Source organism: Chryseobacterium culicis (genome assembly GCF_900108365.1).
GTDB classification, from domain to species: Bacteria; Bacteroidota; Bacteroidia; order Flavobacteriales; family Weeksellaceae; genus Chryseobacterium; species Chryseobacterium culicis.
This window is the reverse complement of sequence record NZ_FNWQ01000005.1, coordinates 72,641-97,044: the sequence shown is the minus strand read 5'-3', so window position 1 is coordinate 97,044 and position 24,404 is coordinate 72,641. Positions and strand designations below refer to the sequence as shown.

The window sequence follows — 24,404 nt, the reverse complement described above, 5'->3', positions numbered from 1 at the left end:
AGGTTTATTTTTTTATGGTTTAGATGCTTCGACCAGCTCAGCATGATATCTCTAATACTAACTGTTTTTTTAGAAATCAATTTTAGCAGCGTCATGCTGAGCCTGTCGAAGCATTTTTATTTTAATTAATACAGATATTTCAATTCAAACTAAAAATATCCAAAATCTCAAGACTTTGGATATTTAATATAGAAATTTTAATGTTCTATTTCTGAGGAATATTCGCTAAAATATCTTTCAGGAAGCTCCAGAATTTCTGTGCTGAAGGGATATTCGCTCTTTCATCCGGCGAATGGGCTCCTCTGATGGTTGGCCCAAAGCTTACCATTTCCATTTCCGGATAGTTGGCACCGATGATTCCGCACTCAAGACCAGCATGGCAAGCTACTACATGAGGTTTCTCACCGAATTTCTCAGTATAAAGTTTCTCCATCAGCTGTACAATTTCTGAACCTGGTTTTGGTTTCCAGCCCGGATAAGATCCGCTGAATTCAACATTCATTCCAGCCAGTTCTGCAACCGATTTTAATTGTTCTGCAACAGAATATTTAGAAGAATCTACAGAAGATCTTGTAAGATTTAAAATCTTCAGTTCTCCGCCTTTCAGTTCTACTCTTGCTACGTTGTTGGATGCTTCTACAAGATCAGCTACATCCGGGCTCATTCTGTAAACTCCGTTGTGAAGAGCTTTTAACGTAAGAATTACTTTCTTGGAATCTTCTTCAGAAATAGCTTTTTCGGAAGATGTAGAGTTCTCGATATTGATCTGAAGGCCAGGTTCTACCGCTGCAAATTCTTCCAGGATATCTTTTTTAAGAGCTGTTGCACTGTCTATAAATTCCTGAGCATTTCTCACAGAAACAAGAGCAGCACCTTCTCTTGGGATTGCATTTCTTAAACCTCCGCTGTCGATAGAGATCAGTTCGATATTCTGGGTTTGCAGTCCGATGTAAAGAAGTCTTCCCAAAATAACATTGGCGTTTCCGAAACCTTTATGGATATCCATTCCGGAGTGTCCGCCCTGAAGTCCTTTTACTTCCAGTCTCACAATTTGGCCTTTTGAAGCTTCTGCAGTATAAGTTTGAGTAATTGTTACATCTACACCTCCTGCACAGCCGATATCAATTTCGTCATCTTCTTCAGTGTCAAGATTCAGTAGAATCTGACCTGTAAGCTGTCCTGGTTTTAATCCTAAAGCACCAGTCATTCCGGTTTCCTCATCAATTGTGAAAAGGGCTTCCAGTGCAGGGTGCGGAATATCTGAACTCTCAAGGACAGACATGATGGTCGCTACTCCTAAGCCGTTATCAGCGCCTAAAGTAGTTCCTTTAGCTTTTACCCAGTCACCATCAATTTCCATTTTAATTCCTTCGGTTTCAAAATCGAAATTCACATCGTTGTTTTTCTGGCAAACCATATCAAGGTGCGATTGAAGCACAATAGATTTACGGTTTTCCATTCCTGCAGTGGCAGGTTTTTTAATAATAACGTTTCCTACTTCATCTACCGTAGTTTCCAGTCCTAAATTTTCACCAAATTCTTTGATAAATGCGATTACTTTTTCTTCCTTCTTAGAAGGCCTCGGAACAGCATTTAATTTGGAGAAATTTTTCCATATAATCTGCGGTTCTATATTAGATAATTCCATTGAATTTTATTTTTCTCAAATTTACGAAATAAAAAATGCTTCCGTGAGATACAGAAGCATTTTTGTATGGTTGGGCTTTTATTAACATCCGCATTCTCCATAGATAGGAGTAGTGAATGTGGTGCCATCCGGTTTCTCAATAGTCAGAGTTCCTTCAAACAGTAAAGCCTCTTCTCCTTTTATTTTTTTACCCTTTACAGAAATTTTATAATCGTCATTTTCTATTTCTTTGGTAAGCTGTTCATCTACTTCCATATCACTTGACGAGATAAGGTTAAGAGCCAGTCTCTTGCCATCCAGCATCATATAAGCTGTTTTTCCGGCATCATCTGCATAGATGTATCTTTCATTTTCGAAATCAGCTTTGCTTGCTGCAAAATAGCATGAGCATTCTTTGATTTCCTTAGGAAAAGGAATGGTTCCTACCAGGATATTTCCTGATGATGGAGCTGCTGCCGCTGTATCTTTTGTTATATGCAAAGAATCAGGAACATTGGAGCCTGAAACCGTTTCTTTTTCCTTTTTGCAGGCTACCAGCAGAAATGCGGAAAATACAATAATTAAATATTTCATGTTTTGTGGTTGTTATTTGTTTATCCTCTTGCTCTTTCAAGAAGTGTCATCATTAATAAAGAAAGGATTACCAGACTTTCTTCCTCATCATCTATATCAATGAGTCTGTCCAGCTGAAATCTTCTTCCGAAGAATGAAGGCATCTTTTTAAGTTTAAAATAAGCCTTTCCGTCAATACCCGTTACCGTATAAGAAGGATTAAGGAAATACCCTGTAAACATACCGATAATCGGAATTTCCCCTACAAAGCTGTCCCAGAATCTTACCCATGCACTGTCTTCCTGAACTTTAAACTTTGGCTGATCCTGTGCATCCAGAATATCATAGCTTGCTTTCCAGATAGAACGCATTCCTTTTCTGGCTAATCTTCCGAAGTTTTTATTGTCGATAAGATCATTTAAAGAATAAGAAGCGTTGAAATCAATCCATTTATTAGCTCTGATTCTGAAAAGCTCTTTAGACTTGCTTTCATCATTAAAAACGATAACGTCTTCCTTCAACTTAAACATTTTCTGACGAACATACGCTACATAATTTCCATTTCTGTCTGTAATGTTAAAGTCACTTGCTAAAGTAGTGATTTTGAATTTGAAATCCAGAGGATAATTGAGATTGTTAAGTACCATGTTAGTTAATTTTTTTCATATTTAATTAGAGCCGCAAATATAAAGGTTTTTTTAGAGTTCTCAGGTAGGAGGGAAATGTAAAATATCATTATGGGACATTAGTCTCATGGTCAATTGTCAATTTTTGCTGCGCAAAGTCAATAATCACTTTATACAAATTCACAAACGAAGTGAATTGACCCTTCACAATTCACTATTAATTATCAACTTTAATGCTTATTTTTGTAGCCATGGATTACCCAAGTAAAGTGTTGGCAAAGGCAGTAGATGAAATTTCAGGACTGCCCGGAATTGGAAGAAAAACAGCTTTGAGGTTAGCATTACATTTGTTGAAGCAGCCCAATTCCAGAGCTGTAAGTCTTGGAAATTCGCTGATTAATCTTGTCAATGAAATAAAATACTGTAAAGAATGTCATAATTTTTCAGATTTTGACATCTGTGAAATATGCAGCAATGAAAAAAGAAGTGACGAACTGATCTGTATTGTGGAAGATGTAAGAGACGTGATCGCTATTGAAAATACAGGGAAGTACACCGGTAAATATCTGATTCTTGGCGGGAAAATATCTCCTATGGAAGGAGTAGGTCCGGGGCAGCTGAATATTCCAAGCATTGAAAAAAAGCTGAATGACGGTAAAGTGAAGGAGTTTATTTTTGCACTCAGTGCTACTATGGAAGGAGATACTACAGCATATTATATTTACAAGAAATTCAAAAACTTCAATGTAAATTTTTCAAGTATTGCAAGAGGAATTTCTGTTGGAGATGAGCTGGAATATGCTGATGAAATTTCTTTAGGAAGATCCATCACCAATAGGCTGCCGTATAACGAAAAGGATTAGTATGAAGCTGTCTGTTATTATTGTCAACTATAATGTTACCCAATTACTCCGAAGCTGTCTCCTGTCTCTTCAGAAATATATACAGGAAACAGCATATGAAGTAATAGTGATTGATAATGCTTCTACAGACACTTCCTGGCAAGATCTTATCCGTGAGTTTCCCAGCATACACTTTATATCTTCTGAAAGTAATGGCGGTTTTTCAAAAGCTAATAATCAGGCGGTCAAAGCGGCAAAAGGAGAATATATCCTGCTTTTAAATCCCGATACCGAATTGGAGGGGTTTTATATGAAAGAGCTTCTGGATTTTGCTGATGCGCAGCCTTCTTTCGGATGTCTGGGAGTGAGAATGCATGATGCAGAAGGTATTTTTCTTCCTGAAAGTAAGCGTTCTGTTCCGGATATGTTTAATTCTTTTGAAAAGCTGTTTACGAATTTTAAAAAAAATAAGTCGAAATCTTATTACAGAAATGATATAGAAGAAAATGCTGTTGCAGAAGTAGATGTCATTACGGGAGCATTTTTATTGGCTAAAAAGCAAGTTTATGAAAAAATAGGCGGGCTGGATGAATCGTATTTTATGTATGGAGAAGATATTGACCTCTGCTATACTTTTTTAAGAAACGGTTATAAAAACTATTATTATGGTAAAGTTTCAATTCTTCATCATAAAGGAGAAAGTACCGTTAAGGATGAAGTATATCTCAACAGATTTTATGGAGCTATGCAGATTTTTATTGATAAATATTACAAAGAAGCGAAGCCTGTACAATATTCATTCTTAAAAGCAGGGCTTAAGCTCCGTCTTCATATTGAAAAGATTAAGCTCAAATAAAAAAGCAACTCAAATTTTGAGTTGCTTTTGTTTTATATAAGATAATATTCTTCTTATTTAGCCGGTGCTACGGGAGTTTGTGCCGGAGCTGTTGTAGAAGAAGCAGGAGCAGACTGTTTTGCCGGAGCTTCTTTTTTCGCTGGCTGCTGTTGTGCAGGAACTACCTGAGAAGGCTTACCTGTAATAACAACGCTTAAAAGGATAAGAACGATGATAGTTCCGCCTAGAGTCCATGTTGCTTTTTCCATGAAATCATTGGTTCTCTGTACTCCGAACTGCGCAGATGATGCACCTCCGAATGTACTGGAAAGGCCTCCTCCTTTAGGATTTTGTGCCATAACGATAATTACCAATAAAACACTGGCAACCATAATAAGAACCATCAATAGTGTAAATATAGTATCCATTAATTCTGATATCTTTTTGAATGGGCAAATTTAATCTTTTTTTACTGAATGACAAAAAAAGAAGTCGCCAAATGTTGATAAAAATAAAAACGGCAACAATTGTTGCCGTTTTTTCTATAAAAATAGGATGTTTTTATTTAAAATCTGCATCAGTAGCCTTATTGATCTCGTAAGACTTTACGGTCATCGTCATATCCATTCCCATTTGGCTTACAGTGATGGTATAAGGCATTTTTACTCCGTTTACATCTTTGTAATTAGAGAATGTTGTTGGGATGGTCATTTCCTGACCTTTAGCTTTTACTTTTTTGGTTTCTCCGGTTTTTAATCCTGTTGCAACACTGTAGTAATACGTAGTGTCTCCACCTTTAATGGCGTAAGAATCTTCACCCCCAATTTTTTCAATTCCGCCTAATTTATAATCAGCAGATTTTGCAAAACCAAGTTCTTCGAAAATCTCAGGGTTCTTTTGTTTCTCAGCAATTTCTTCTGGCGTGATATCCACTTTCTGTCCCATTTGCATAGAATAACCTGTTTTTCCATCAAATACCTGCTTCTGAACTACCTGTCCCATGGCTGTTACCGTAGTAAGCTCCTTTCCGCCTTGTGCTTTCACGATTTTGAAATCAATGTTTTGTCCCTGCATAGACATTGAGGCATTTGTTGTATAAGAAGTAATTTTTGCCAGATTAGCTTTCCCTCCTATAGCATTGATATATTTGTCAACTACAGAGGCAACCGTTACATTGGCATCTACTTTTTGTACCGTTGGCTTTGCAACAGGATTGGCATCTTTATCGTAGTATTTTACAGGGTAGCCCAGTTTTTCCAGTCCTTCAGAAATATCAGATGCTTTACCGGCAATGAAAATTCTGCTCTGGTTGGGTAAAATAGTTGCTTTTACTGCGTTGGAAACATCTGCGGCTGTAACTTTATCAATAGACTTTAAGTAATTGGTATAGAAATCAGCAGGTAAATCCTGAACTTTTTGATTTAAAGCAAATCTTGCAATAGTAGCGGGCTGCTCCAGAGACATGATGAAAGATCCTTTCAGTTTAGCTTTGGCATTTTCCAGTTCTTCAGGTTTTACCGTGGAAATCGCATTAAGCTCATTCATGAATTCTTTAACGGCTTTGTCTGTAACTTCATTTCTTACGCTCGCACTTGCAGAGAATTGTGGAGAATACTTACTGGCAACCATACTTGAATAAGCGCCATAAGTGAATCCGTTTTTCTCACGAAGATTCATGAAAAGTCTTGCTTCACCACCACCACCGAGAATGTAGTTGGCGATTGTTGCAGGAAAATAAGCAGCATCCTTCATTTTCAAGGTGTTCAGGTTGTTTAAAGAAACAACAGACTGTACGGCAGAAGGAACATCTACTACATTGATCTCTGTTTTAGCAACATTGGAAGCCGGTTCTAACGGGGTAACCGGAGTATTTGCTTTTTTCCAGCCACTGAAAGCTTTCTCGATCAAAGGTTTTACCTGATCAAATTTTACGTCTCCCACGATGACTAAATAAGCATTATCAGGAGCATAGTATTTTTTGTATATATTTTGTACGTCAGCAAGCTGGATTTTGTTGATAGATTCCACCGTTTCAAATTCACCTCTTGAGGTATTTTTTCCGTACATCAAGGCATTGGAAACTCTAGAAGCAATAGAAGATGCATTTTTTTCTTCAGATTTTAATCCTTCTATTGCTCTTTCTTTAGAATTTTGAATTTCTTCCGCAGAGAATTTTGGGTTGATGATTGCGTCAGCCATTAAGTTTAACACTTCAGGGAAATATTTAGAAAGTGAATTGGCAGAAGCTCCTCCTGAAGAGAAATTAAGATTGGCACCAAGATAGTCTACTTTTTTATTGAAGTCATCTTTGCTGATGTTAGTCGTTCCGTTTTCGAACTGTTCAGCCATAATTTCGCTTACACCGGTTACAGCGCCTTCATTGTATGGAGGTCTGTCCATAGAAAGACTTGCGTTCACTCTTGGCAGTTTATTGTTCTCAACTACCATTACGGTAAGACCGTTGCTCAGCTGGAACGTTTTGGGTTTCGCAATGTTGATCGCAGGAGTAGGCCCCGGCTTCGGCATTGCATTAAGGTCTATTTTTTGTGCTGAAACCATTCCTGTAAAGAAAAAAGCTGCAGCTATATATGTTAATTGCTTTTTCATTTGTAAAAATTTAATTTTTAATAATCATAGATAACATGAGGTGTGAAAAGATTACTTCTTCTCAGGTACGTAGTTAATGATTACTCTTTGGTTGGAATTAAGATACTTTTTAGCCGCATTTTGAAGATCCTGTCTGGTGATAGATCTGTAAATGTCGATTTCTTTGTTAATCAGGTTCGTATCACCCATCAGTACGTGGTTGGTTGCCAGTGAAGCAGCGATGCCCTGAATGCTGGAATTGGCATTCACAAACTGGTTTTCGTACTGATTTTGAAGTTTTTGATAATCTTCCTCAGAAATTAAACTTGTCTGGAGCTTTTTGATTTCGGCATCAATGTCCGCCTGTAAAGCCTGCTTTGTAGTCTGTCCCATCGGAATGGCAAAGAATGCGAAAATACTGTAATCCTCAAGCCCCTGATTGAACGCAGCTACCTGAAGCGCTTTTTTATCCTGATCTACCAATTTTTTATATAAAACCGAAGATTTACCACTGCTTAAATAAGAAGAAAGCATATCTAAGACATACGCATCTTTTTCTTTGTTAGCAGGCGTTCTGTAGGCAAATACATAAGCCGGAAGCTGAATATTCGGGTCTGTAGCCGTCACTTCTTTTTCCTGAGTGATAGGCGTTTCTTTCGGAAAGTCTTTCGGATAAAGGGTTCCTTTTGGAATTCCTCCGTAATAGGTTTCAATCCATTTCTTGGTCTGCTCAGGTTTGATGTCTCCGGCAACAACTAAAGTTGCGTTATTGGGAACATAATATTTTTTATAAAATGCCTGGAACTCTTCCAGTTTTGCTGAATTCAGATCTTCCATGGAACCAATTGTCGGCCAGTTGTAGGGATGATTGGTAAATAAATTTTTCTGAATGGTTGTGAAAAGGTTTCCATAAGGCTGGTTATCCATTCTTAATCTTTTCTCTTCTTTTACAACCTCTCTCTGGGTATCCACACCAATTTGGTTAATCACAGCATGGCGCATTCTTTCAGCCTCCATCCAAAGTCCAAGCTGTTCGTTGTTAGAAGGGAATGTCTCATAATAATACGTTCTGTCGTTGGTGGTGTTGGCGTTGTTCTGCCCTCCGTTTGAAGAAACGATCTTGAACCAGTCTCCTCTTTTGATGTTAGGAGTTCCCTCGAATAGAAGGTGTTCAAAGAAGTGAGCAAAACCAGTTCTGCCTTTTACTTCATCTTTTGCACCCACATGGTACATTACACCCGTTGTGACAACCGGTGCCGAATTATCCTGATGAAGAATTACGTGAAGACCATTGGGAAGGTCATACTCTTCGAATTTGATTTGCTGTGCATTCAGCATTAGCCCGAAGAAAGCTACGGCAGCAGCAGAAAGAAGTCGCTTTTTCATAAAATTTAGAAATTGTTTATCAATTAGTACGAAAAGTGAATTAAATGTTACAAAATATATTGAAATATATGATTGCATTGAGAAAATTTTCGGAAATTAAAAACTAAAATGAATGGTGAATGGTGAATGGTGAATTCGCTTCGCTTGTGAATCTTTTAGGTTTTGTATTAATTTTTTTGGGAATACATAAGTTTTCTTTACAGTTAGGTTTAGCAATAGCCATTCACTTGCGAAGCAAAATTGACTGTTGACAGTAATATTGATTGCCAAATTTTCTAACTTCTCTATGAAAGTTTGAATTCTGCTCCGAATACCTTAATTTTGTTTTCCCAAAATTTTTTTGCTGTATGGACTATTTGAAAGGACTCAACGAATCACAATATGAAGCCGTTACCTCTTTACAAGGACCTTTGATGGTACTTGCAGGAGCAGGTTCGGGGAAAACACGTGTACTTACGATGCGTATTGCCCATTTAATACACAATGGAATAGACCCTTTCAATATCCTGGCGCTTACCTTTACCAATAAAGCGGCACGCGAAATGAAAGACCGTATCGCCAAAGTGGTGGGAGACAGCAATGCCAGAAGCCTCTGGATGGGTACATTTCACTCGGTTTTTGCAAGAATTTTAAGAATTGAGGCTCATTATCTTGGATATCCTTCCAATTTTACCATTTATGATCAGCAGGATGCTTTGAACGTAATCAAAAAAGTTCTGAAGGATATGAATATTGATGCTGATCTTTATAAACCTAAAAAAGTTCAGGCAAGAATTTCAACCTATAAGAACAACCTGATTACCGTAAAAGCTTATTTCAATAATCCGGAACTGATGGAAGCGGATGAAAAGGCGAATATGAAATTTATCGGGCAGATTTACCAGAAATATGTGGATCAGTGTTTCAGAAACGGATCTATGGATTTTGATGACCTGTTGTTGAAAACCAATGAACTATTAACCCGTTTCCCGGAAGTGCTGGCTAAATATCAGGACAGGTTCCGATACATCATGGTAGATGAGTACCAGGATACGAACCATTCTCAGTATCTTATCGTAAAAGCTCTGGCTTCGAAATTTGAGAACATCTGTGTAGTAGGAGATGATGCACAGTCTATTTATTCCTTCCGTGGAGCGAATATCTATAATATCTTAAACTTTAAAAAAGATTATGCTGATGCAAAAACGGTATCATTGGAGCAAAATTACCGTTCCACACAAAATATTGTAAATGCGGCTAATGTAGTGATTGCTAAAAACCTTCAACAGTTTAAGAAAAATGTGTTCAGTGATAATGAAGAAGGAGATAAGATTAAAATTTACCGTTCTCTTTCCGATGCCGATGAAGCTAATTTCGTTGCAGGAAATATCTGGGAACTTCGTAACCGTGACCAGAGAAAATACAGCGATTTTGCTATTTTATACAGAACAAATTCTCAGACCCGTGCATTTGAAGACGCGCTGAGACGTAAAAATATTCCGTACAAAGTGTATGGAGGACTTTCTTTCTATCAGAGAAAAGAAGTGAAAGACCTTATTGGTTACCTTCGTCTCCTGATCAATGAAAATGATTCTGAAGCGTTGATGAGGATTATCAATTATCCTGCAAGAGGAATCGGAGAAACCACACAAAATAAACTGATTGTTTTTGCAGACGCTCATAATATTGCAGTATCTAAAGTATTGGAAAATCTTCCGATGTACGCACCGCAGTTAGGGTTAAATAACGGAGTGTTGAATAAGCTGAACGACTTCTGGTCTATGATCAAGGCATTTCAGGTACTGCTGAAAACAGAAACGGCTTACAGTGTTGCAATGGAAGTGGCAAAACGAAGCGGTTTAATCAAATTTCTAAAAGATGATCAGACCCCGGAAGGGATTTCCAGAGTAGAAAACGTACAGGAATTGATGAACTCTATGCAGGGCTTCATTGAAGAGCAGATGCAGCTTGAGGACGGGGATCCGAGTCTTTCCAACTTCCTTGAAAATATTGCACTTTCTGCAGATACTCAGGATAAAGAACTGGAAGATGATATGGTTTCTCTGATGACAATTCACTTATCAAAAGGATTGGAATTCCCGGTGGTACACTTAGTAGGACTGGAAGAAAACCTTTTCCCCAGCTTTATGAGCTCAGCAACCCGAGAAGATCTGGAAGAAGAGAGGAGGCTATTTTATGTTGCGTTAACAAGAGCTGAAAAGCAGGTATTTTTCTCTTATGCTGTTTCCCGTTTCCAATGGGGGAAAATTACAGACGCGGAACCTTCAAGGTTCTTAAGTGAAATTGATGATGAATATATTGAATTTCTGAATCCTGCCCTTGAAAAAAGATTCATTAATAATTCAGGCGTGAAGTCTAACATTTTCGATGAACATCCATCAGAAATGAAATCTTTCAAAAAGGTTGAAAAGAAGACTATTGACAGAGGGGAAGCTTCGAAACCAGCCCAGGAAGTCAGAAAGCTGAAACCTGTAAGTACTGCTAAAATTATCAATCCGAGCGGAGCTTCGTCTCAGGATATTGAAGTTGGAGATAAAGTGAGACATGACCGTTTCGGAATAGGAGAGGTTTCTTTCCTGGATGGAACAGACCCTCAGAATATCAAAGCGAAGGTCATTTTCATTCATGAAGGAGAGAAAAACCTGATTCTGAAATATGCTAAGCTGACTAAGATTTAATTTCGAAAATAAAATATAAGAAAAGCGGATCCCATTTTGGATCCGTTTTTTTATGTTTAAATGCGAAGTTCGAAATGTCGATGTTCTTTATGGATGTTTCCTTAATTTATCATAACTTTAAACGAGGGATAGAAAGAAACGATAACAATTTTTTACAAAAACAAAGTCTATTATTTTTGTGGACTAATAAATAAATTTTACATTTGCACCTTGTAAAAACATAAATGTTAATCAAATTCTAACCTATGAATAATAAGAAAACTATTCTTTCGGCTTCTGTTCTTTTTTTCCTCGGTGTATTTACCTACGGTCAGGAAAAAGACAGCATAAAAACAAATAAAGACTCTATAAAGACCAATAATGTAGAAGAAGTTGTCGTACTGGGTTCCAGAGCCGGAGCCAGATCCAAAGTAGACAGTCCGGTTCCTGTAGATGTATTCAACGTAAAGGAATCTTCAATTATTCTTCCGCAGACCAATATCGGGCAGATTCTTAATGCTGTTGCCCCTTCGTTTACTTCTACAATTCAGACGAATTCTGATGGGACAGATCATTTGGACCCTGCCCAGCTGAGAGGTTTAGGGCCAGACCAGGTTTTGGTTTTGGTGAACGGGAAAAGAAGACATACTTCAGCACTGGTAAACGTAAACGGAACACCCGGAAGAGGTACGGTAGGAACCGATTTGAATGCCATTCCTTCTTTTGCCTTAAACAGAATAGAAGTGTTAAGAGACGGAGCTTCTGCACAGTACGGATCTGATGCCATTGCCGGAGTAATCAACCTTGAATTAAAAAAAGATACCGGAAAACTAACAGGGCAGATAAGCTATGGAGGAAACCTTACGCCAACCGCAAATGATCATACCGGAGATTTTGACGGCCAGAATATTCAGCTGGATTTAAACTATGGGAATAAAATCGGAACCAAAGGAGGTTTCTTTAATATCACGTGGTCTTCACAATTCAGAAACCCAACATACAGAGCGGGAACGGAAAGCGGTCCTATTTACAATGCCTATAATGCAATTGAACAGCGTGCATTGAATAACGGTGTAAACCTTTCTTCTCTATTTACGAATATTGGAAATACCCCCAATTCACAGCAGATTGTAAATTACATCCATCAGTATGCGCAGGATGTAAGCTATTTCTCTCAGGGACTGCAAACAGCTATCCAGGGAGCCAACACTATTTCAGCACTGCAAAATGTTTTGAAATCGTCCAATTTTACCAGAGATCAGCTTAATTATTTTACCGATCAGGAACTGGCTTACAGAGGACAAAACAGAAAAGATTTCAATATGCAGGTAGGGCAGTCGAAGCTTAACAATCATCAGCTTTTTGTGAATGCTGAGATTCCTGTAAGTGATAACTGGAAAGTGTATACTTTTGGCGGTTACAGCATAAGACACGGAACTTCAGGAGGATTTTACAGAAGACCAAGCGAAAGCAGAACCTTTACAGGATTATATCCTAACGGTTATCTTCCGCAGATTGGAACAGATATTCAGGATATCTCATTAGCTGCCGGTATCAAAGGAAACTGGGATGGCTGGAATATTGATTTCAGTAATACATACGGGCAGAATTCATTTACCTATAATATTCAGAATACCGGAAATACATCCCTTCGTTTTGCTTCACCAAGAGAATTTGATGCAGGAGGATTACGGTTTTCTCAGAATACCATCAATTTAGATTTCTCTAAAAAATATGATGTATGGGAGGGAATCAACGTAGCGTTTGGAGCAGAGCATCGTTATGAGAATTTTAAAATTACTCAGGGTGAAGAAGCTTCTTATGCAACTTATGATGCTGCCGGAAATGTATGGAACGGAAATTCTGTGAGACCTACAGATTTCTTTGGTGCAGCACTTCCCGGCGGATCTCAGGTGTTCAACGGATTTAAACCGGGAAATGCTGTAGATAAAAACAGACAGTCGGTAGCAGCCTACGCCGATGTTGAATTTAATTTTACCAACTGGTTACTGGTAGATGCTGCAGCGAGATATGAAAATTATTCCGACTTCGGGTCTACATTCAATTATAAATTGGCATCAAGAATCAAAGTAGCTCCGGATTTCAATGTGAGATTTGCCGGTTCTACAGGATTCCGAGCGCCATCTATTCACCAGATTTATTATAATGTAACGTCTACATTATTCACCAATAATCAACTTCTGGAAGTAGGAACCTTCAGTAACGATTCTCAGCTGGCTGGATTGCTGGATATGCCAAAACTGAAGCAGGAAACCTCCAAGTCTGCCAGTGTAGGATTTACCTACAGAATTCCTTCTGCCAGCCTTACCTTTACGGCAGACGGATATTTCACAAGAATTGACAACCGCATTATCCTTACAGACCAATTCCTGAGAGCAAGTGTTCCGCAGAAAGCACAGGAAGCTTATGATCAGTTGGGAATCAATGCTGCGCAGTTCTTTACCAATGCCATTGATACGGAAACAAAAGGGCTGGATGTTGTTATTTCCCATAACGCCAGGTTCTCAGGATTTAAACTGGATAACAATTTTGCGATTAACCTTAATAAAACTAAACAGGTTGGTGATATTCACTCAGCGGGACTTCTACAGTCGCCACAGCTTGAAAAGATCTATTTCTCTGAAAAATCAAGAGTCTATCTGGAAGAAGCCGTTCCTAGAGTGAAAGCCAGTCTTTCCCATACGCTTTCATGGAAGGGTGCAAGTTTCTATCTGAGAAATACCTATTTTGGTAAAGTAACGGGAGCGGATATTATTGATGTGAACGGAGACGGTATCATTGATTTTAATGAACACCAGCAAATCGGTGATAAAATTATTACGGATATATCTGCCGCTTATCAGTTTACCAAAAATGTGGGACTGACTTTAGGAGTAAACAACTTGTTTGATATTTACCCAACAAAGAACCTGCCTGCTTCTACCAATAACGATCAGTTTATTTATTCCCGTTCCACTTCACAGTTCGGGCAGAATGGCAGGTATGTTTTTGCAAGACTTAATTTCAACTTCTAAATAAAAACAGGACATAATCCTCATAAAAAAACAGTTCAGAATTTCTGAACTGTTTTTACTATATATAATCGGAATTTTATCTTTCTACCAGTTCTTTCACAGGTTCACCATAATGGTCAATTTCGGTCCTGTTAATCTGAAGAAGCTGATACCATTTTCTGAAAGCGCCTATGAATACAATGAGCATAAGAATCATTGCGGTTGCTGCTAAAACTGCCAGCAAGTACTGTCCTTTCGGAATATAAATAGCCGTTACCTGAATATAACCCGCCCAGAAAGTAATTCCGGCCATGAAAACACCAGGAATAGCCGAGCATAAAGCATATTTCCCTCTGTTCATTCTTATCAGCATTGTGGTGCAGACAATAAGCCCGCAGGCAGCAAGCAGCTGATTGCTGATTCCAAACAGCGGCCAGATGCTGTTTACATTTCCGGTATACACCAGATATCCCCATGCAAAAGTGAAAAGAATACTACTGATGATAATTCCCGGGATCCAGTTTTTATCATTAAATTTAGGCACCACGGACCCCAGCATTTCCTGTAAAAAGAAGCGTCCGACTCTTGTTCCTGCATCAATGGCTGTAAGAATAAATACGGCCTCAAACATAATCGCGAAATTATACCAATAAGCTGTCAGCTGATCCATGTAAGGAATTTTATTAAAGATGTGAGCCATTCCTACCGCCAGCGATACAGCTCCTCCAGTTCTGCCATACAGATCAATACCTATTTTCTGCGAATAATAATCAATATCGACACCATGGAGGGAAGGATGTGCGGCCAGAAAAGAATCATAAGCCTCTTTGGGGGTATTGATGGCAAAGTAATCACCCGGCATCAGCGTAGATGCCGCAATAAGTGCCATCAGGGCCACAAAACCTTCTACAAGCATCGCTCCATAACCTACAAAAAGAATTTCTCTTTCCTTATTCAGCATTTTCGGAGTAGTTCCTGTAGCAATCACTGCATGGAATCCCGAAATAGCGCCACAGGCAATCACAATGAAAATAAAAGGAAGTACAGGCCCGCCAATGATCGGTCCACCGCCGTTAACAAAAGCTGTAATAGCCGGCATCTGAATCGTAGGATGAATAACAATGACTCCTATTGCCAGCATAATAATAGTTCCGATCTTTAAATAGGTTGACAAATAATCCCTAGGAACCAAAAGAAGCCATACCGGTAATACCGAGGCAATAAAACCATACAAAGGAATGGCGATAGAAATTGTTTTGATATCCCACGAAAATAAACCATTCATAGTAGGATTCTGCATCAGCGTATGTCCTCCGATAATCCCAGCAATCAAAAGAATGCCTCCTAAAATACTGGCAAAAAGAACACTGTTCTTTTTATAACGCATAATCAGTCCCATAATGATGGCAATCGGCATTGTGATCACAACGGTAAAAAGAGACCATGAAGCTTCGTGCATTGCATTGATACAGGCTAAAGATAAACCCGCCAATGTAAGAATCAGGATGAAAAGGATGGCAAATCCAGCCACGGTTCCTGTGGTCTTTCCGATTTCTTTTGAAGCAATTGTTGCAAGACTCTGACCTTTATGCCTCACTGAGGCAAAAAGCACAATCATATCATGAACTCCACCGCCCAGAACACATCCGATCAGGATCCATAAAGCGCCGGGAAGATACCCGAACTGTGCCGCCAAAACAGGCCCTACCAAAGGCCCGGCAGCAGCAATTGCCGCAAAATGGTGTCCGAAAAGTACATTTTTATTCGTAGCAACATAATCTTTACCATCTGCAAATTCCACAGCCGGTGTCATATTCTGGTCATTAAGCCGCAGAACTTTATTCGCGATGAAAATACCATAAAAACGGTATGCTATCGCAAAAATAAGAACAGATACAAAGATAAGGGTAAGCGCATTGATATTGTTTAAAGATTCCATATTGCATATTTTTATTGATAAAAAATGAAAGTATTGGTGTTTTTATTGTTAATAATTTAAACAATAGCCAAGGTAATTAATTCTCAATGAAAAATATCAATAAGTATATCAATCTAGCAAATTTGTGAATTTATATAAGTTTATTTTATTGATTTATAATGTTTTATAATAAATATGAATGCGTGTATGTATATTATTTTTTTTGTGAAATAACAAAATCCACCATTTGATCTGTAAGTTGATCAAGATAAGCTTTATCAGTAGTCCCAAATCCATGTACTCCGCCGTCTACAATGATCAGCGAGTTCTGTATTCCCGCCCTGTTTAATTTTCTGTGAAGCTTTTTAGACTGTTTTAATGGGACAATTTTATCATTATTGCCCTGAACAATCAAAGTAGGAACTGCTGCCGAAACAAAATTAACCGGAGACATCGTTTTAAGATAATCAATGGCTCTGTCCTGATCTTTTCTGATATTATATCCGGAAATTCCTCTGACCAGATTTTCCTGTAAACCGACAATTTTTTTGGACATTAACCCAATAAGTCCTACCGGAATCGTTCCTAATTTTGTGTGAAAAAGCGTGTTGAGGTCTGCCGGTCCATAATGATCAATCACATAATTTACTTGGGAAGAATAAGAGGAAAGTTCCGGATTTCCAAAGTAGGTATTATCCGGAGTGTAAGCAGCCATCATAGATAGATGAGCACCGGCTGAAGCTCCGAACAAACCAATATTGTTTGTATCAAAATGATACTGTGCAGCATTTTTTCTCACCCATCTTACGGCATCTTTCGTATCTTCCAAAGGCAATGGAAAGTGGGTGCTGTCATTCAGAAGTGTATAATTGATACTGACAACGGCATATTGCTTAGCCATCAGCTTGGCAATGGTTGTTTCTACATAATTATCAGCGTGAATGACTTTATCACCACCGATCCATCCGCCGCCGTGAACATAGATCAGTACAGGGAACAGCTGGCCGGAAGTCCCGTTTTTAGGAGTAAAAACATCCAGCTTTACAGCATTTCCTTTTTTGTTGGTTGTATATGCAATGTCCTCAGACAGATGCGCTATCTCAGGAAGTAGTGTACTCTTTACAGGTGGAGTCTTTGTCTGTACCTGAGAAAAGCCCTGTGAAAAAAATGAATTAGAAAAACTTAGAATTAAAACAAAAAACAGGTTTGTGAAAAACCTGTAATCTGATATGTTGTTTGTCGATAAATTCATAATAAATTTTTTAAGGAAACGTTATTTTACTAACTCCTCAAAAAGCTTACCAAAAGTAGCATTCAGGTCTTTGGATTTTCCCGGATGAGGGCGTGAAGTCTGCACAACAGAGCTTCTTACAGCCGTCAGCCAGCGGAAGCGCTCAGGAATATCCAGAAAAGCAATCGGACCGCCGTGTTTGTCACCATTCGCAATCTTCTGAAAGCTTTCCAGATTGTGAATCACATCATCATAATCCAATTTGCTGTGCATCAGTTTGAACTTGTCCGGACACAAATAAAACTCCACTCTGATGAATTTTTCTTTCTTAGAAAACATCACCAGCCCGATATTGAAAAATTCTTCTCTTTCAACTTTCGGTACCAGGCGTATTACCGCGTATTCATATATTTTATCCTCTTGCATTTTTCGCTTCGTTTACAAAGATTTGAGAATTTTCTAATCTGGTTTTCATAAACTGAAAATAGATCTCACGGATTTCTTCCGGCGTCTGGTCAGCATCATTCCACTGTAACCAGTCCTCAGGAATTGAGTTAACAATTTCTCTGAAAAGAGCATCATTCAAAACTTCATGGGCAAATTGATCTGCTTCGTCAAGCATTTTTGCCTTAGGAAGAAGCACGTGGTCTTTCACATATTTGAAAGGAGTCTTGGCCGCAGCATCAAAATTCTGCCAGGAGTGGTGGAAATAGAATGAAGCCCCATTATCTATGATCCAAAGTTCTTTATGCCACATCAGCATATTGGTATTTTTAAAGGTACGGTCTATATTGGTAATGAATGCATCCAGCCATACAATTTTTGAGGCTAAAAGCGGATCCACACGTACTCCGGGATCATAGGTGATAGAACCGGAAAGATAGTGCAGTCCAAGATTCAGGCCTTCCGAATGTTTCAGGAGGTCCTGTATTTCTTCATCCGCTTCCGTTCTTCCGAAATCAGCATCAAGGTTGATAAACACAAGTTCAGGAATCTTCAGTCCTAAAGCTTCTGTAATCTTTCCGCCCAGTAGTTCGGAGATCAGCATTTTTACTCCATGGCCTGCACCACGGAATTTTAATACGTACTTGAAATCATCATCAGCTTCTGCCAGAGCCGGAAGAGATCCTCCTTCTCTCAAAGGCAGAATGTAACGCATCACGGTTACAGTTCTTAAATTCTGCATGAAGCAAAAATAAGGCTATTTTTATAAACTTAGGCTTCACTAAAGAGAAAGAAATAAGAAATCAGGAACCAAAAACGGAGATTTTTTCATAAATTTCCGTTTCAAACAAGACTCTAATACAAAGAATATCTGCATATGAATTTAATTAATCAAAAGAATATCCGTTTAGAGAATAAAGAAACAAAAACCTTTCTTGCTGACGCTTTTTACAAAGACAATGGGCAAAAGCTTCCGTTAGTGATATTTGTGCACGGATATAAAGGCTACAAGGATTGGGGAGCCTGGAATCTGATGGCAGAAAAGTTTGCCGAGGCAGGATTTTTCTTTGTGAAGTTTAATTTTTCTCATAATGGGACAACAGTGGAGGATCCTCATAATTTTGGAGATCTTGAAGCTTTTGGCCATAACAATTATTCTAAAGAGCTTTCTGACCTTGGTGTGGTGATTGATCATTTTAGTAGAGATCCGCATGTGGATAATGAAAAAATCGTTCTGATAGGGCACAGCAGAGGAGGAGGAATTTCTATTATCAAAACCTGCGAGGACGAAAGAATTAATGGTTTGATTACATTGGCAAGTGTAGATACCTTAGACCGTTTTCCCAAGGGAGAGGCATTGAGCGACTGGAAAAATAATGGAGTGTATTATGCGCTGAACGGCCGTACAAAACAGCAAATGCCGCATTATTATCAGTTTTATGAAGATTATGAGAACAATATTCATCGTTTTGATGTAGAACGGGCGACTGAAATGGCTAAAGCTTATATGCTGATTATTCATGGAACAGAAGACGAAGCTGTAGAAGTAAAGCAGGCGGAGCATCTTCATCTTCTCCACCCGAATTCTGAACTGTTTCTGATTGAAAAAGCCAACCATACTTTCGGAGCGAAAGAACCCTGGACAGATACTGTGCTGCCACAAGATTTAGATAGCGTAACTGAAAAATGTATTGATTTTATAAAAGAAAAATTGAAATAAAATTTGTAAAACTGCGTTATTATAAATTAACCACCATAACAGTATAATTATGAAAAAAATTATTGCAGGCGCATTTGCGCTTTCATTATGTGTTGTATCCTGTAAAAAAGAAGTCAAAACAGAATCTTCTGTCAGTACAGACACTCTGGCTACAGCAGCACCTACGGATTCTGTAGTTACAAAAAACGATTCTGTAGCATCACCACCGTCTTCTGCTCCGGCTGCGGATAATATTATTACCAAAAATGCAGGTAAATACCCCAACGATATTAAGTTTTTTGAAGATAAAAACATCACAGAAAGGTTGAAAAAGCTGACGGGAGCTCAATATGATGAAATGGTAAAGAATTTTAATGTGGAAAGTCCAATTGCTTCTGAAAACGGAATTTATAAGATTACCGGCTGCAAACAGCATGACTGCCCGGGGTATGCTACCAGTATCTTTTACGATGCTAAAAATGATAATCTGAATGTTTCCATTGATAAAAATGGTAAGGCAACAGAATTTGCCGAAAAAGGAAAGATCGTTATTTCTGAATCATTAAAGGCGAAGTAACAAAGGGTAACGGAAGCGGGAATATATTGCCGGCATTCCATATCTGTTGAAATCAAAATAGAACTGTTTTCCAAAAAGTTATTTAATTGGGAAACAGTTATTTTAAACAACCGCCAGCTTCCAGCATCCGCCCTCTGACTTCCATCTTATAATAAAAAAATCGGCCTGAAATTTCAGGCCGATTTTTTATTATACCGTAAGCAAAGCCCACGCTTCTTCAATTTTATTTTCCAGAAGGAGTTTCTGGGCATCCAGATGAATGCTTTCATCACCATGGAAGTTACCGGCAGGTAAGACTTCCGTATTGGCAAGCATTCCAAGGTCATTTCCTGTAAATACTTTGCTGTACTTTATGGCATCAGGAAGCAGATCAAAGCCAATTCCTTTTGTTACCAAAGGTTTTGGTACTTCAAAGAGGCTGTTTTCATTGCTTCTGGAATACCAGTTGCTGCCTAAGCGGGCTACCATATCCAGCTTTTTCTGATCGAGGTTTCCGGATTCATTCAGATATTCTTCTCTGATATGAATTTTCTGAACTTCACAGATTATCAGATTTCCTGCGCCTCCCTGATCTCCCAATGATTTTACCTCTAATACTTTACATTCAAAGTTGACAGGGCATTCATCAATCAGTTTAGGCTGTACCAGATCTGCGTCCTTCATGGTAAGGCCGGATTTGATAAATTCATTAATTCCCGTTTCATATTCTGTAGAAGCTAAAGAAACCTGCTGTACAATAGGAAAATTCACTGTTCCGATGACCACTTGCGGTACTTCAAGAATATTTTCCAGGGTATGTTTCGTTGTATTGTCCCGAACTCTTCTTGACGGTGAAAATATTAAAATAGGAGGCACCGTACTGAACATATTAAAAAAACTGAATGGAGATAAGTTGCTGTTACCGTCTTTATCTACCGTGGAAGCCAAAGCAATGGGCCGTGGCGAAACGGCCGTCTGCATAATGGTCTGAAGCTGTACGGAGGTTATCTCGGAGGGGATTACTGTTTTCATGTTTTTACTTGTAACACTTAATTCGACTTAAGTATTTAAAATGATATTAAAAGATGCTTTGCGAACTTCGTTCGTAAACCTATAGCTGGAGCTTAGCATGACACTTCTAATACAACTGTCTCGCAGCATATTTTAGCGATGTCATCCACCAAACCTTGTAGATTTTCAAAATCAGTAAGATCTGATAGTAGCCTGGTGCAGAGTTTACATGCAGATAAAATTAAACTGTCGGTATAATTTTCCCTGAAACTTCACCGAAACCTACTCTTACCCCGTCTTTTTCAGCCCACGCTTTCATCGTTACCGTATCATTATCTTCAATGAATTTTCTTTCTTCTCCATTGCTTAATGATAAAGGATTTTGTCCTCTCCATGTCAATTCAAGCATAGATCCGAAAGATTTGGGATCATTTCCGGAAATGGTACCGCTGGCATACAGATCACCAACTTCCACGTTACATCCGTTTACAGTGTGGTGAGCCAGCTGCTGGGTCATATTCCAGTACATGTGCTTGTAGTTGCTTTGGCAGATCAGGTTCTGATCTCCATTTTCAGGCTGAATATATACTTCAAGGTTGATATCATAATTTTTATCACCTTCAAATTTTAAATACTCTAAAACCTCAGGATCCTGATGAGGAGAAGCTGTTCTGAATGGTTCCAGGGCTTCAAGCGTAACTACCCACGGAGAAATTGATGATCCGAAGTTTTTTGCCAGAAATGGCCCTAGCGGAACATATTCCCAGGATTGGATATCTCTTGCAGACCAGTCGTTGAAAACTACCATTCCGAAGATGGCATCTTCAGCATCTTTGGTAGAGATGCTTTCTCCCATCTCTGTATTTTTGTTGATGATGAAAGCCATTTCCAGTTCGAAATCCAGCTGCTTACATGGCCCGAAGACAGGTTTATCTGCATCTGCAGGTTTCATCTGGCCCTTCGGACGGTTAATTTCTGTTCCGGAAACTACAATAGAGGAAGCTCTTCCGTGGTAACCTACAGGTAGATGTTTCCAGTTGGGCAATAAGGCATTTTCCGGATCCCGGAACATTTTTCCTACATTGGTAGCGTGTTCGATGCTGCTGTAGAAATCTGTGTAGTTCGGAATGTGAACGGGCATCATCATTTTTACTTTATCCAGGTCATAGAAGGCTTCTTCGATGGTTTTCTGGTCTTTTGACAAAATAGATCCTTCCTGTAATAAGGTTTGGATTCTTGTACGAACCACGTTGGTAACAGGTTTACCCAATTCGATAAATTCGTTGATGGTATACGCTTCAAAAACATTGTCGTCTAATCCTTCAATATCTTCAAAATAGCCCAGATCGTACAAGGTGGCAAGATCAATTACCTGATCTCCGATTCTTGTACAGCATCCGATATATTCTTTGTTAAAAACTGCGACTCCGAAAGGAATATTATGTATAGAAAAATCCGAATTTGAGGAATAGTCTACAAATGATTTCATAAGTTTAAATTTAAGTTAGATAACATATCATCCGGAGAATTTCCCCGAAAATTTACTTTGCCTTTTTTGAGAAAGAAGTTTCGTCGATCCATCTGTCTTTGGTATTGACATCAATAAGATACAGAATATTATCCTGCTGGGTCAACAATAAAGTTTTGGTAACAGGCATGGGGATTTTTTTATTTTCAAGCATGTCTGCCCGCAAAGAAATAATATTTTTTTTCCTGATGATATCGCCGCTGAAAACATTAGAACTGCTTTCCCCTGTGGCTTTATCATCAAAAACTTCTACATAAGTGGCATTATTTCCTTTGATAATAATAAAGTCTCTTTCCGTATGATCGGCTTCATCTTTGATGAAAACGAATTTCTTGTTGTCAATATTAACATTTTCAAGATGCTGATTGATGCCTTTTCTCTGTTCAAGTCTGTTAAGGATTTCATTAAGAGAGCCAAACTGAGCTTTGAGCCCCAGTGTTCCCAATAGGAAAATCCCGATTAAAAATTTTCTCATAAACTGTGTTTTATAAAAAAGTTTTGCCAGAATACGATATCCTGACAAAACTTGTATTTTTTAATGTAAAATTAAAGATTACCTCTTCTTTCCTGTTCTCTTTCTAATGCTTCGAATAAAGCTTTGAAGTTTCCGGCGCCAAAACTCTGTGCACCGTGTCTTTCAATAATTTCGAAGAATAGAGTAGGACGGTCTTCTACAGGCTTCGTAAAGATCTGCAGTAAGTATCCTTCTTCATCATGATCAATAAGTATACCTAACTCCTGAAGTTTTTTAAGATCTTCATCAATATGGCCCACTCTTTCAGGAACCATGTCATAATAAGCTTCCGGCGGAGCAGAAAGGAATTCTACACCACGTTTCTTCAATTCTGTTACAGTATGAATAATGTCTTTGGTTGCTACCGCAATGTGCTGCACACCTTCTCCCTCATAAAAATCAAGGTATTCTTCTACCTGCGATTTCTTCTTACCTTCTGCAGGTTCGTTGATCGGGAATTTTGCGTATCCGTTTCCGTTTGACATTACTTTAGACATCAGTGCAGAATATTCTGTGTTGATCTGCTTGTCATCAAAAGAAAGGATGTTAACAAACCCCATTACTTTTTCATACCATTCAACGGTTGGGATCATTCTGTTCCAGTCAACATTTCCTACGCAGTGGTCCACGTATAATAAACCTGCTTCTTCAGGCTTATAATCACTTTCCCACTTTTCGTACCCAGGCATAAAAGCTCCGTTATAATTCTTTCTTTCAATAAACATGTGAACGGTTTCACCATAGGTGTAGATTCCGGACATTCTTACCTCACCCTGCTCGTCGGTTAACGTTACCGGCTCTAGATAAGGTTTTCCGCCTCTTTTAGTTGTTTCTTCGAAAGCTGCATAAGCGTCATCTACCCAAAGTGCCAAAATTTTTACTCCGTCACCATGTTTTTTTACGTGCTCGCTGATAGGAGAGTCAGATTTTAATCCGGTAGTAAGTACCAATCTGATTTTTCCCTGTTGAAGCACATAAGATGCGCGGTCTCTTACTCCTGTTTCAGGACCGGCATAAGCTACAGACTGAAAACCGAAAGCGGTTTTGTAATAATGGGCAGCCTGTTTTGCATTTCCTACATAAAACTCAATATAATCTGTACCGTTAATCGGTAAGAAATTTTCTGCTTGAGCTATTTTCTCGGCAAATGTAAGTGTTGACATATTTTCTCTTTTACTTTTATTTTATTGGTATGCAAATTACAAAATTCTTAGATATGGCGAAAATAATACCGCGTATTCATTGAATATATTTAACATAAAGTTAAAGAAGAGTTTACTTAAGTATATTTAAGTTTCTTAAGTCTCAAATGCGCTACTTACATTTGTGATACAAAAGACAAGTGAAAAAAATATTT

Annotated in this window: 20 protein-coding genes; 6 read left to right on the top strand and 14 right to left on the bottom strand. The window is 38.4% G+C overall.

The window, feature by feature from the left end; translation table 11 throughout:
• Positions 1-205: 205 nt before the first annotated feature.
• From BLW74_RS17115 to BLW74_RS17105, 3 genes are all read right to left on the bottom strand, one after another.
• Positions 206-1,648 carry an aminoacyl-histidine dipeptidase gene (locus tag BLW74_RS17115; RefSeq protein WP_089694347.1) on the bottom strand — a complete coding sequence of 481 codons (1,443 nt, stop codon included), beginning with the start codon at positions 1,646-1,648 and terminating at the stop codon, positions 206-208.
• A gap of 81 nt (positions 1,649-1,729) precedes the next feature.
• Positions 1,730-2,221, bottom strand: coding sequence for a hypothetical protein (locus BLW74_RS17110; protein WP_089694345.1), 492 nt, complete (start codon positions 2,219-2,221; stop codon positions 1,730-1,732).
• Between the two features lie 20 nt (positions 2,222-2,241).
• On the bottom strand, positions 2,242-2,847 hold the full coding sequence (locus BLW74_RS17105) for an LURP-one-related family protein (protein ID WP_089694342.1): 606 nt from the start codon (positions 2,845-2,847) through the stop codon (positions 2,242-2,244).
• A gap of 230 nt (positions 2,848-3,077) precedes the next feature.
• Here BLW74_RS17105 and recR point away from each other — a divergent pair, with 230 nt between their 5' ends.
• The gene (gene recR, locus BLW74_RS17100; RefSeq protein ID WP_089694340.1) at positions 3,078-3,689 is read left to right on the top strand and encodes a recombination mediator RecR; all 612 of its coding nucleotides are present in this window, start codon (positions 3,078-3,080) and stop codon (positions 3,687-3,689) included.
• Positions 3,685-4,524 (top strand): glycosyltransferase family 2 protein, encoded by an 840-nt coding sequence (locus BLW74_RS17095; protein WP_089694338.1) that lies wholly within the window; start codon positions 3,685-3,687, stop codon positions 4,522-4,524. The genes recR and BLW74_RS17095 overlap by 5 nt, the downstream gene beginning before the upstream one ends.
• Before the next feature lie 53 nt (positions 4,525-4,577).
• On the opposite strand, the gene secG is transcribed toward BLW74_RS17095, so the two are convergent.
• From secG to BLW74_RS17080, 3 genes are all read right to left on the bottom strand, one after another.
• Positions 4,578-4,931 (bottom strand): preprotein translocase subunit SecG, encoded by a 354-nt coding sequence (gene secG, locus BLW74_RS17090; protein ID WP_089694336.1) that lies wholly within the window; start codon positions 4,929-4,931, stop codon positions 4,578-4,580.
• A gap of 133 nt (positions 4,932-5,064) precedes the next feature.
• A complete protein-coding gene (locus tag BLW74_RS17085) occupies positions 5,065-7,110 on the bottom strand; it encodes a M16 family metallopeptidase (protein ID WP_089694334.1) in 2,046 nt (681 codons plus the stop codon).
• Positions 7,111-7,161: 51 nt separating this feature from the next.
• Complete coding sequence (locus tag BLW74_RS17080; protein ID WP_089694332.1) at positions 7,162-8,475, bottom strand: M16 family metallopeptidase; 1,314 nt, start codon at positions 8,473-8,475, stop codon at positions 7,162-7,164.
• Positions 8,476-8,822: 347 nt separating this feature from the next.
• On the opposite strand from BLW74_RS17080, the gene BLW74_RS17075 reads away from it, so the two are divergent.
• Both BLW74_RS17075 and BLW74_RS17070 read left to right on the top strand, forming a co-directional pair.
• Positions 8,823-11,153: an ATP-dependent helicase gene (locus BLW74_RS17075; RefSeq protein ID WP_089694330.1), complete on the top strand. Its 2,331-nt coding sequence runs from the start codon at positions 8,823-8,825 to the stop codon at positions 11,151-11,153.
• A 245-nt stretch (positions 11,154-11,398) separates the two neighbouring features.
• Positions 11,399-14,167: a TonB-dependent receptor plug domain-containing protein gene (locus BLW74_RS17070; protein ID WP_089694329.1), complete on the top strand. Its 2,769-nt coding sequence runs from the start codon at positions 11,399-11,401 to the stop codon at positions 14,165-14,167.
• Positions 14,168-14,243: 76 nt separating this feature from the next.
• Here the strand turns inward: BLW74_RS17070 and BLW74_RS17065 are convergent, their stop codons facing one another.
• From BLW74_RS17065 to BLW74_RS17050, 4 genes are all read right to left on the bottom strand, one after another.
• Positions 14,244-16,085: a carbon starvation CstA family protein gene (locus tag BLW74_RS17065; protein ID WP_185116368.1), complete on the bottom strand. Its 1,842-nt coding sequence runs from the start codon at positions 16,083-16,085 to the stop codon at positions 14,244-14,246.
• A gap of 193 nt (positions 16,086-16,278) precedes the next feature.
• Positions 16,279-17,316: an alpha/beta hydrolase gene (locus BLW74_RS17060; protein ID WP_089694327.1), complete on the bottom strand. Its 1,038-nt coding sequence runs from the start codon at positions 17,314-17,316 to the stop codon at positions 16,279-16,281.
• 21 nt (positions 17,317-17,337) lie between these two features.
• Complete coding sequence (locus BLW74_RS17055) at positions 17,338-17,721, bottom strand: DUF3037 domain-containing protein (RefSeq protein WP_089694325.1); 384 nt, start codon at positions 17,719-17,721, stop codon at positions 17,338-17,340.
• Positions 17,708-18,481, bottom strand: a complete 774-nt coding sequence (locus BLW74_RS17050) for a HipA family kinase (protein ID WP_089694323.1) — start codon at positions 18,479-18,481, stop codon at positions 17,708-17,710. The genes BLW74_RS17055 and BLW74_RS17050 overlap by 14 nt, the downstream gene beginning before the upstream one ends.
• Positions 18,482-18,616: 135 nt before the next feature.
• On the opposite strand from BLW74_RS17050, the gene BLW74_RS17045 reads away from it, so the two are divergent.
• Entirely contained in the window at positions 18,617-19,459 is an 843-nt protein-coding gene (locus BLW74_RS17045; protein ID WP_089694321.1) for an alpha/beta hydrolase family protein, read from the top strand.
• A 49-nt stretch (positions 19,460-19,508) separates the two neighbouring features.
• On the top strand, positions 19,509-20,015 hold the full coding sequence (locus tag BLW74_RS17040) for a hypothetical protein (RefSeq protein WP_089694319.1): 507 nt from the start codon (positions 19,509-19,511) through the stop codon (positions 20,013-20,015).
• A gap of 189 nt (positions 20,016-20,204) precedes the next feature.
• Here the strand turns inward: BLW74_RS17040 and BLW74_RS17035 are convergent, their stop codons facing one another.
• The 4 genes from BLW74_RS17035 to hppD all read right to left on the bottom strand — a co-directional run bounded on the left by BLW74_RS17035 (position 20,205) and on the right by hppD (position 24,210).
• Entirely contained in the window at positions 20,205-21,026 is an 822-nt protein-coding gene (locus tag BLW74_RS17035) for a flavin reductase family protein (RefSeq protein WP_089694317.1), read from the bottom strand.
• Positions 21,027-21,246: 220 nt separating this feature from the next.
• Positions 21,247-22,494 carry a fumarylacetoacetase gene (gene fahA, locus BLW74_RS17030; protein WP_089694314.1) on the bottom strand — a complete coding sequence of 416 codons (1,248 nt, stop codon included), beginning with the start codon at positions 22,492-22,494 and terminating at the stop codon, positions 21,247-21,249.
• Positions 22,495-22,546: 52 nt separating this feature from the next.
• On the bottom strand, positions 22,547-23,008 hold the full coding sequence (locus BLW74_RS17025; RefSeq protein ID WP_089694312.1) for a hypothetical protein: 462 nt from the start codon (positions 23,006-23,008) through the stop codon (positions 22,547-22,549).
• Positions 23,009-23,079: 71 nt separating this feature from the next.
• A complete protein-coding gene (gene hppD, locus BLW74_RS17020; protein ID WP_089694310.1) occupies positions 23,080-24,210 on the bottom strand; it encodes a 4-hydroxyphenylpyruvate dioxygenase in 1,131 nt (376 codons plus the stop codon).
• Positions 24,211-24,404: the final 194 nt, after the last annotated feature.

Bases quoted from the DNA above. Each gene is read 5' to 3' on its own strand.
- BLW74_RS17115 (WP_089694347.1), bottom strand. From the start codon at position 1,648: ATGGAATTATCTAATATAGAACCGCAGATTATATGGAAAAATTTCTCC.
- BLW74_RS17110 (WP_089694345.1), bottom strand. From the start codon at position 2,221: ATGAAATATTTAATTATTGTATTTTCCGCATTTCTGCTGGTAGCCTGC.
- BLW74_RS17105 (WP_089694342.1), bottom strand. From the start codon at position 2,847: ATGGTACTTAACAATCTCAATTATCCTCTGGATTTCAAATTCAAAATC.
- recR (WP_089694340.1), top strand. From the start codon at position 3,078: ATGGATTACCCAAGTAAAGTGTTGGCAAAGGCAGTAGATGAAATTTCA.
- secG (WP_089694336.1), bottom strand. From the start codon at position 4,931: ATGGATACTATATTTACACTATTGATGGTTCTTATTATGGTTGCCAGT.
- BLW74_RS17085 (WP_089694334.1), bottom strand. From the start codon at position 7,110: ATGAAAAAGCAATTAACATATATAGCTGCAGCTTTTTTCTTTACAGGA.
- BLW74_RS17080 (WP_089694332.1), bottom strand. From the start codon at position 8,475: ATGAAAAAGCGACTTCTTTCTGCTGCTGCCGTAGCTTTCTTCGGGCTA.
- BLW74_RS17075 (WP_089694330.1), top strand. From the start codon at position 8,823: ATGGACTATTTGAAAGGACTCAACGAATCACAATATGAAGCCGTTACC.
- BLW74_RS17070 (WP_089694329.1), top strand. From the start codon at position 11,399: ATGAATAATAAGAAAACTATTCTTTCGGCTTCTGTTCTTTTTTTCCTC.
- BLW74_RS17065 (WP_185116368.1), bottom strand. From the start codon at position 16,085: ATGGAATCTTTAAACAATATCAATGCGCTTACCCTTATCTTTGTATCT.
- BLW74_RS17060 (WP_089694327.1), bottom strand. From the start codon at position 17,316: ATGAATTTATCGACAAACAACATATCAGATTACAGGTTTTTCACAAAC.
- BLW74_RS17055 (WP_089694325.1), bottom strand. From the start codon at position 17,721: ATGCAAGAGGATAAAATATATGAATACGCGGTAATACGCCTGGTACCG.
- BLW74_RS17050 (WP_089694323.1), bottom strand. From the start codon at position 18,481: ATGCAGAATTTAAGAACTGTAACCGTGATGCGTTACATTCTGCCTTTG.
- BLW74_RS17045 (WP_089694321.1), top strand. From the start codon at position 18,617: ATGAATTTAATTAATCAAAAGAATATCCGTTTAGAGAATAAAGAAACA.
- BLW74_RS17040 (WP_089694319.1), top strand. From the start codon at position 19,509: ATGAAAAAAATTATTGCAGGCGCATTTGCGCTTTCATTATGTGTTGTA.
- BLW74_RS17035 (WP_089694317.1), bottom strand. From the start codon at position 21,026: ATGAAAACAGTAATCCCCTCCGAGATAACCTCCGTACAGCTTCAGACC.
- fahA (WP_089694314.1), bottom strand. From the start codon at position 22,494: ATGAAATCATTTGTAGACTATTCCTCAAATTCGGATTTTTCTATACAT.
- BLW74_RS17025 (WP_089694312.1), bottom strand. From the start codon at position 23,008: ATGAGAAAATTTTTAATCGGGATTTTCCTATTGGGAACACTGGGGCTC.
- hppD (WP_089694310.1), bottom strand. From the start codon at position 24,210: ATGTCAACACTTACATTTGCCGAGAAAATAGCTCAAGCAGAAAATTTC.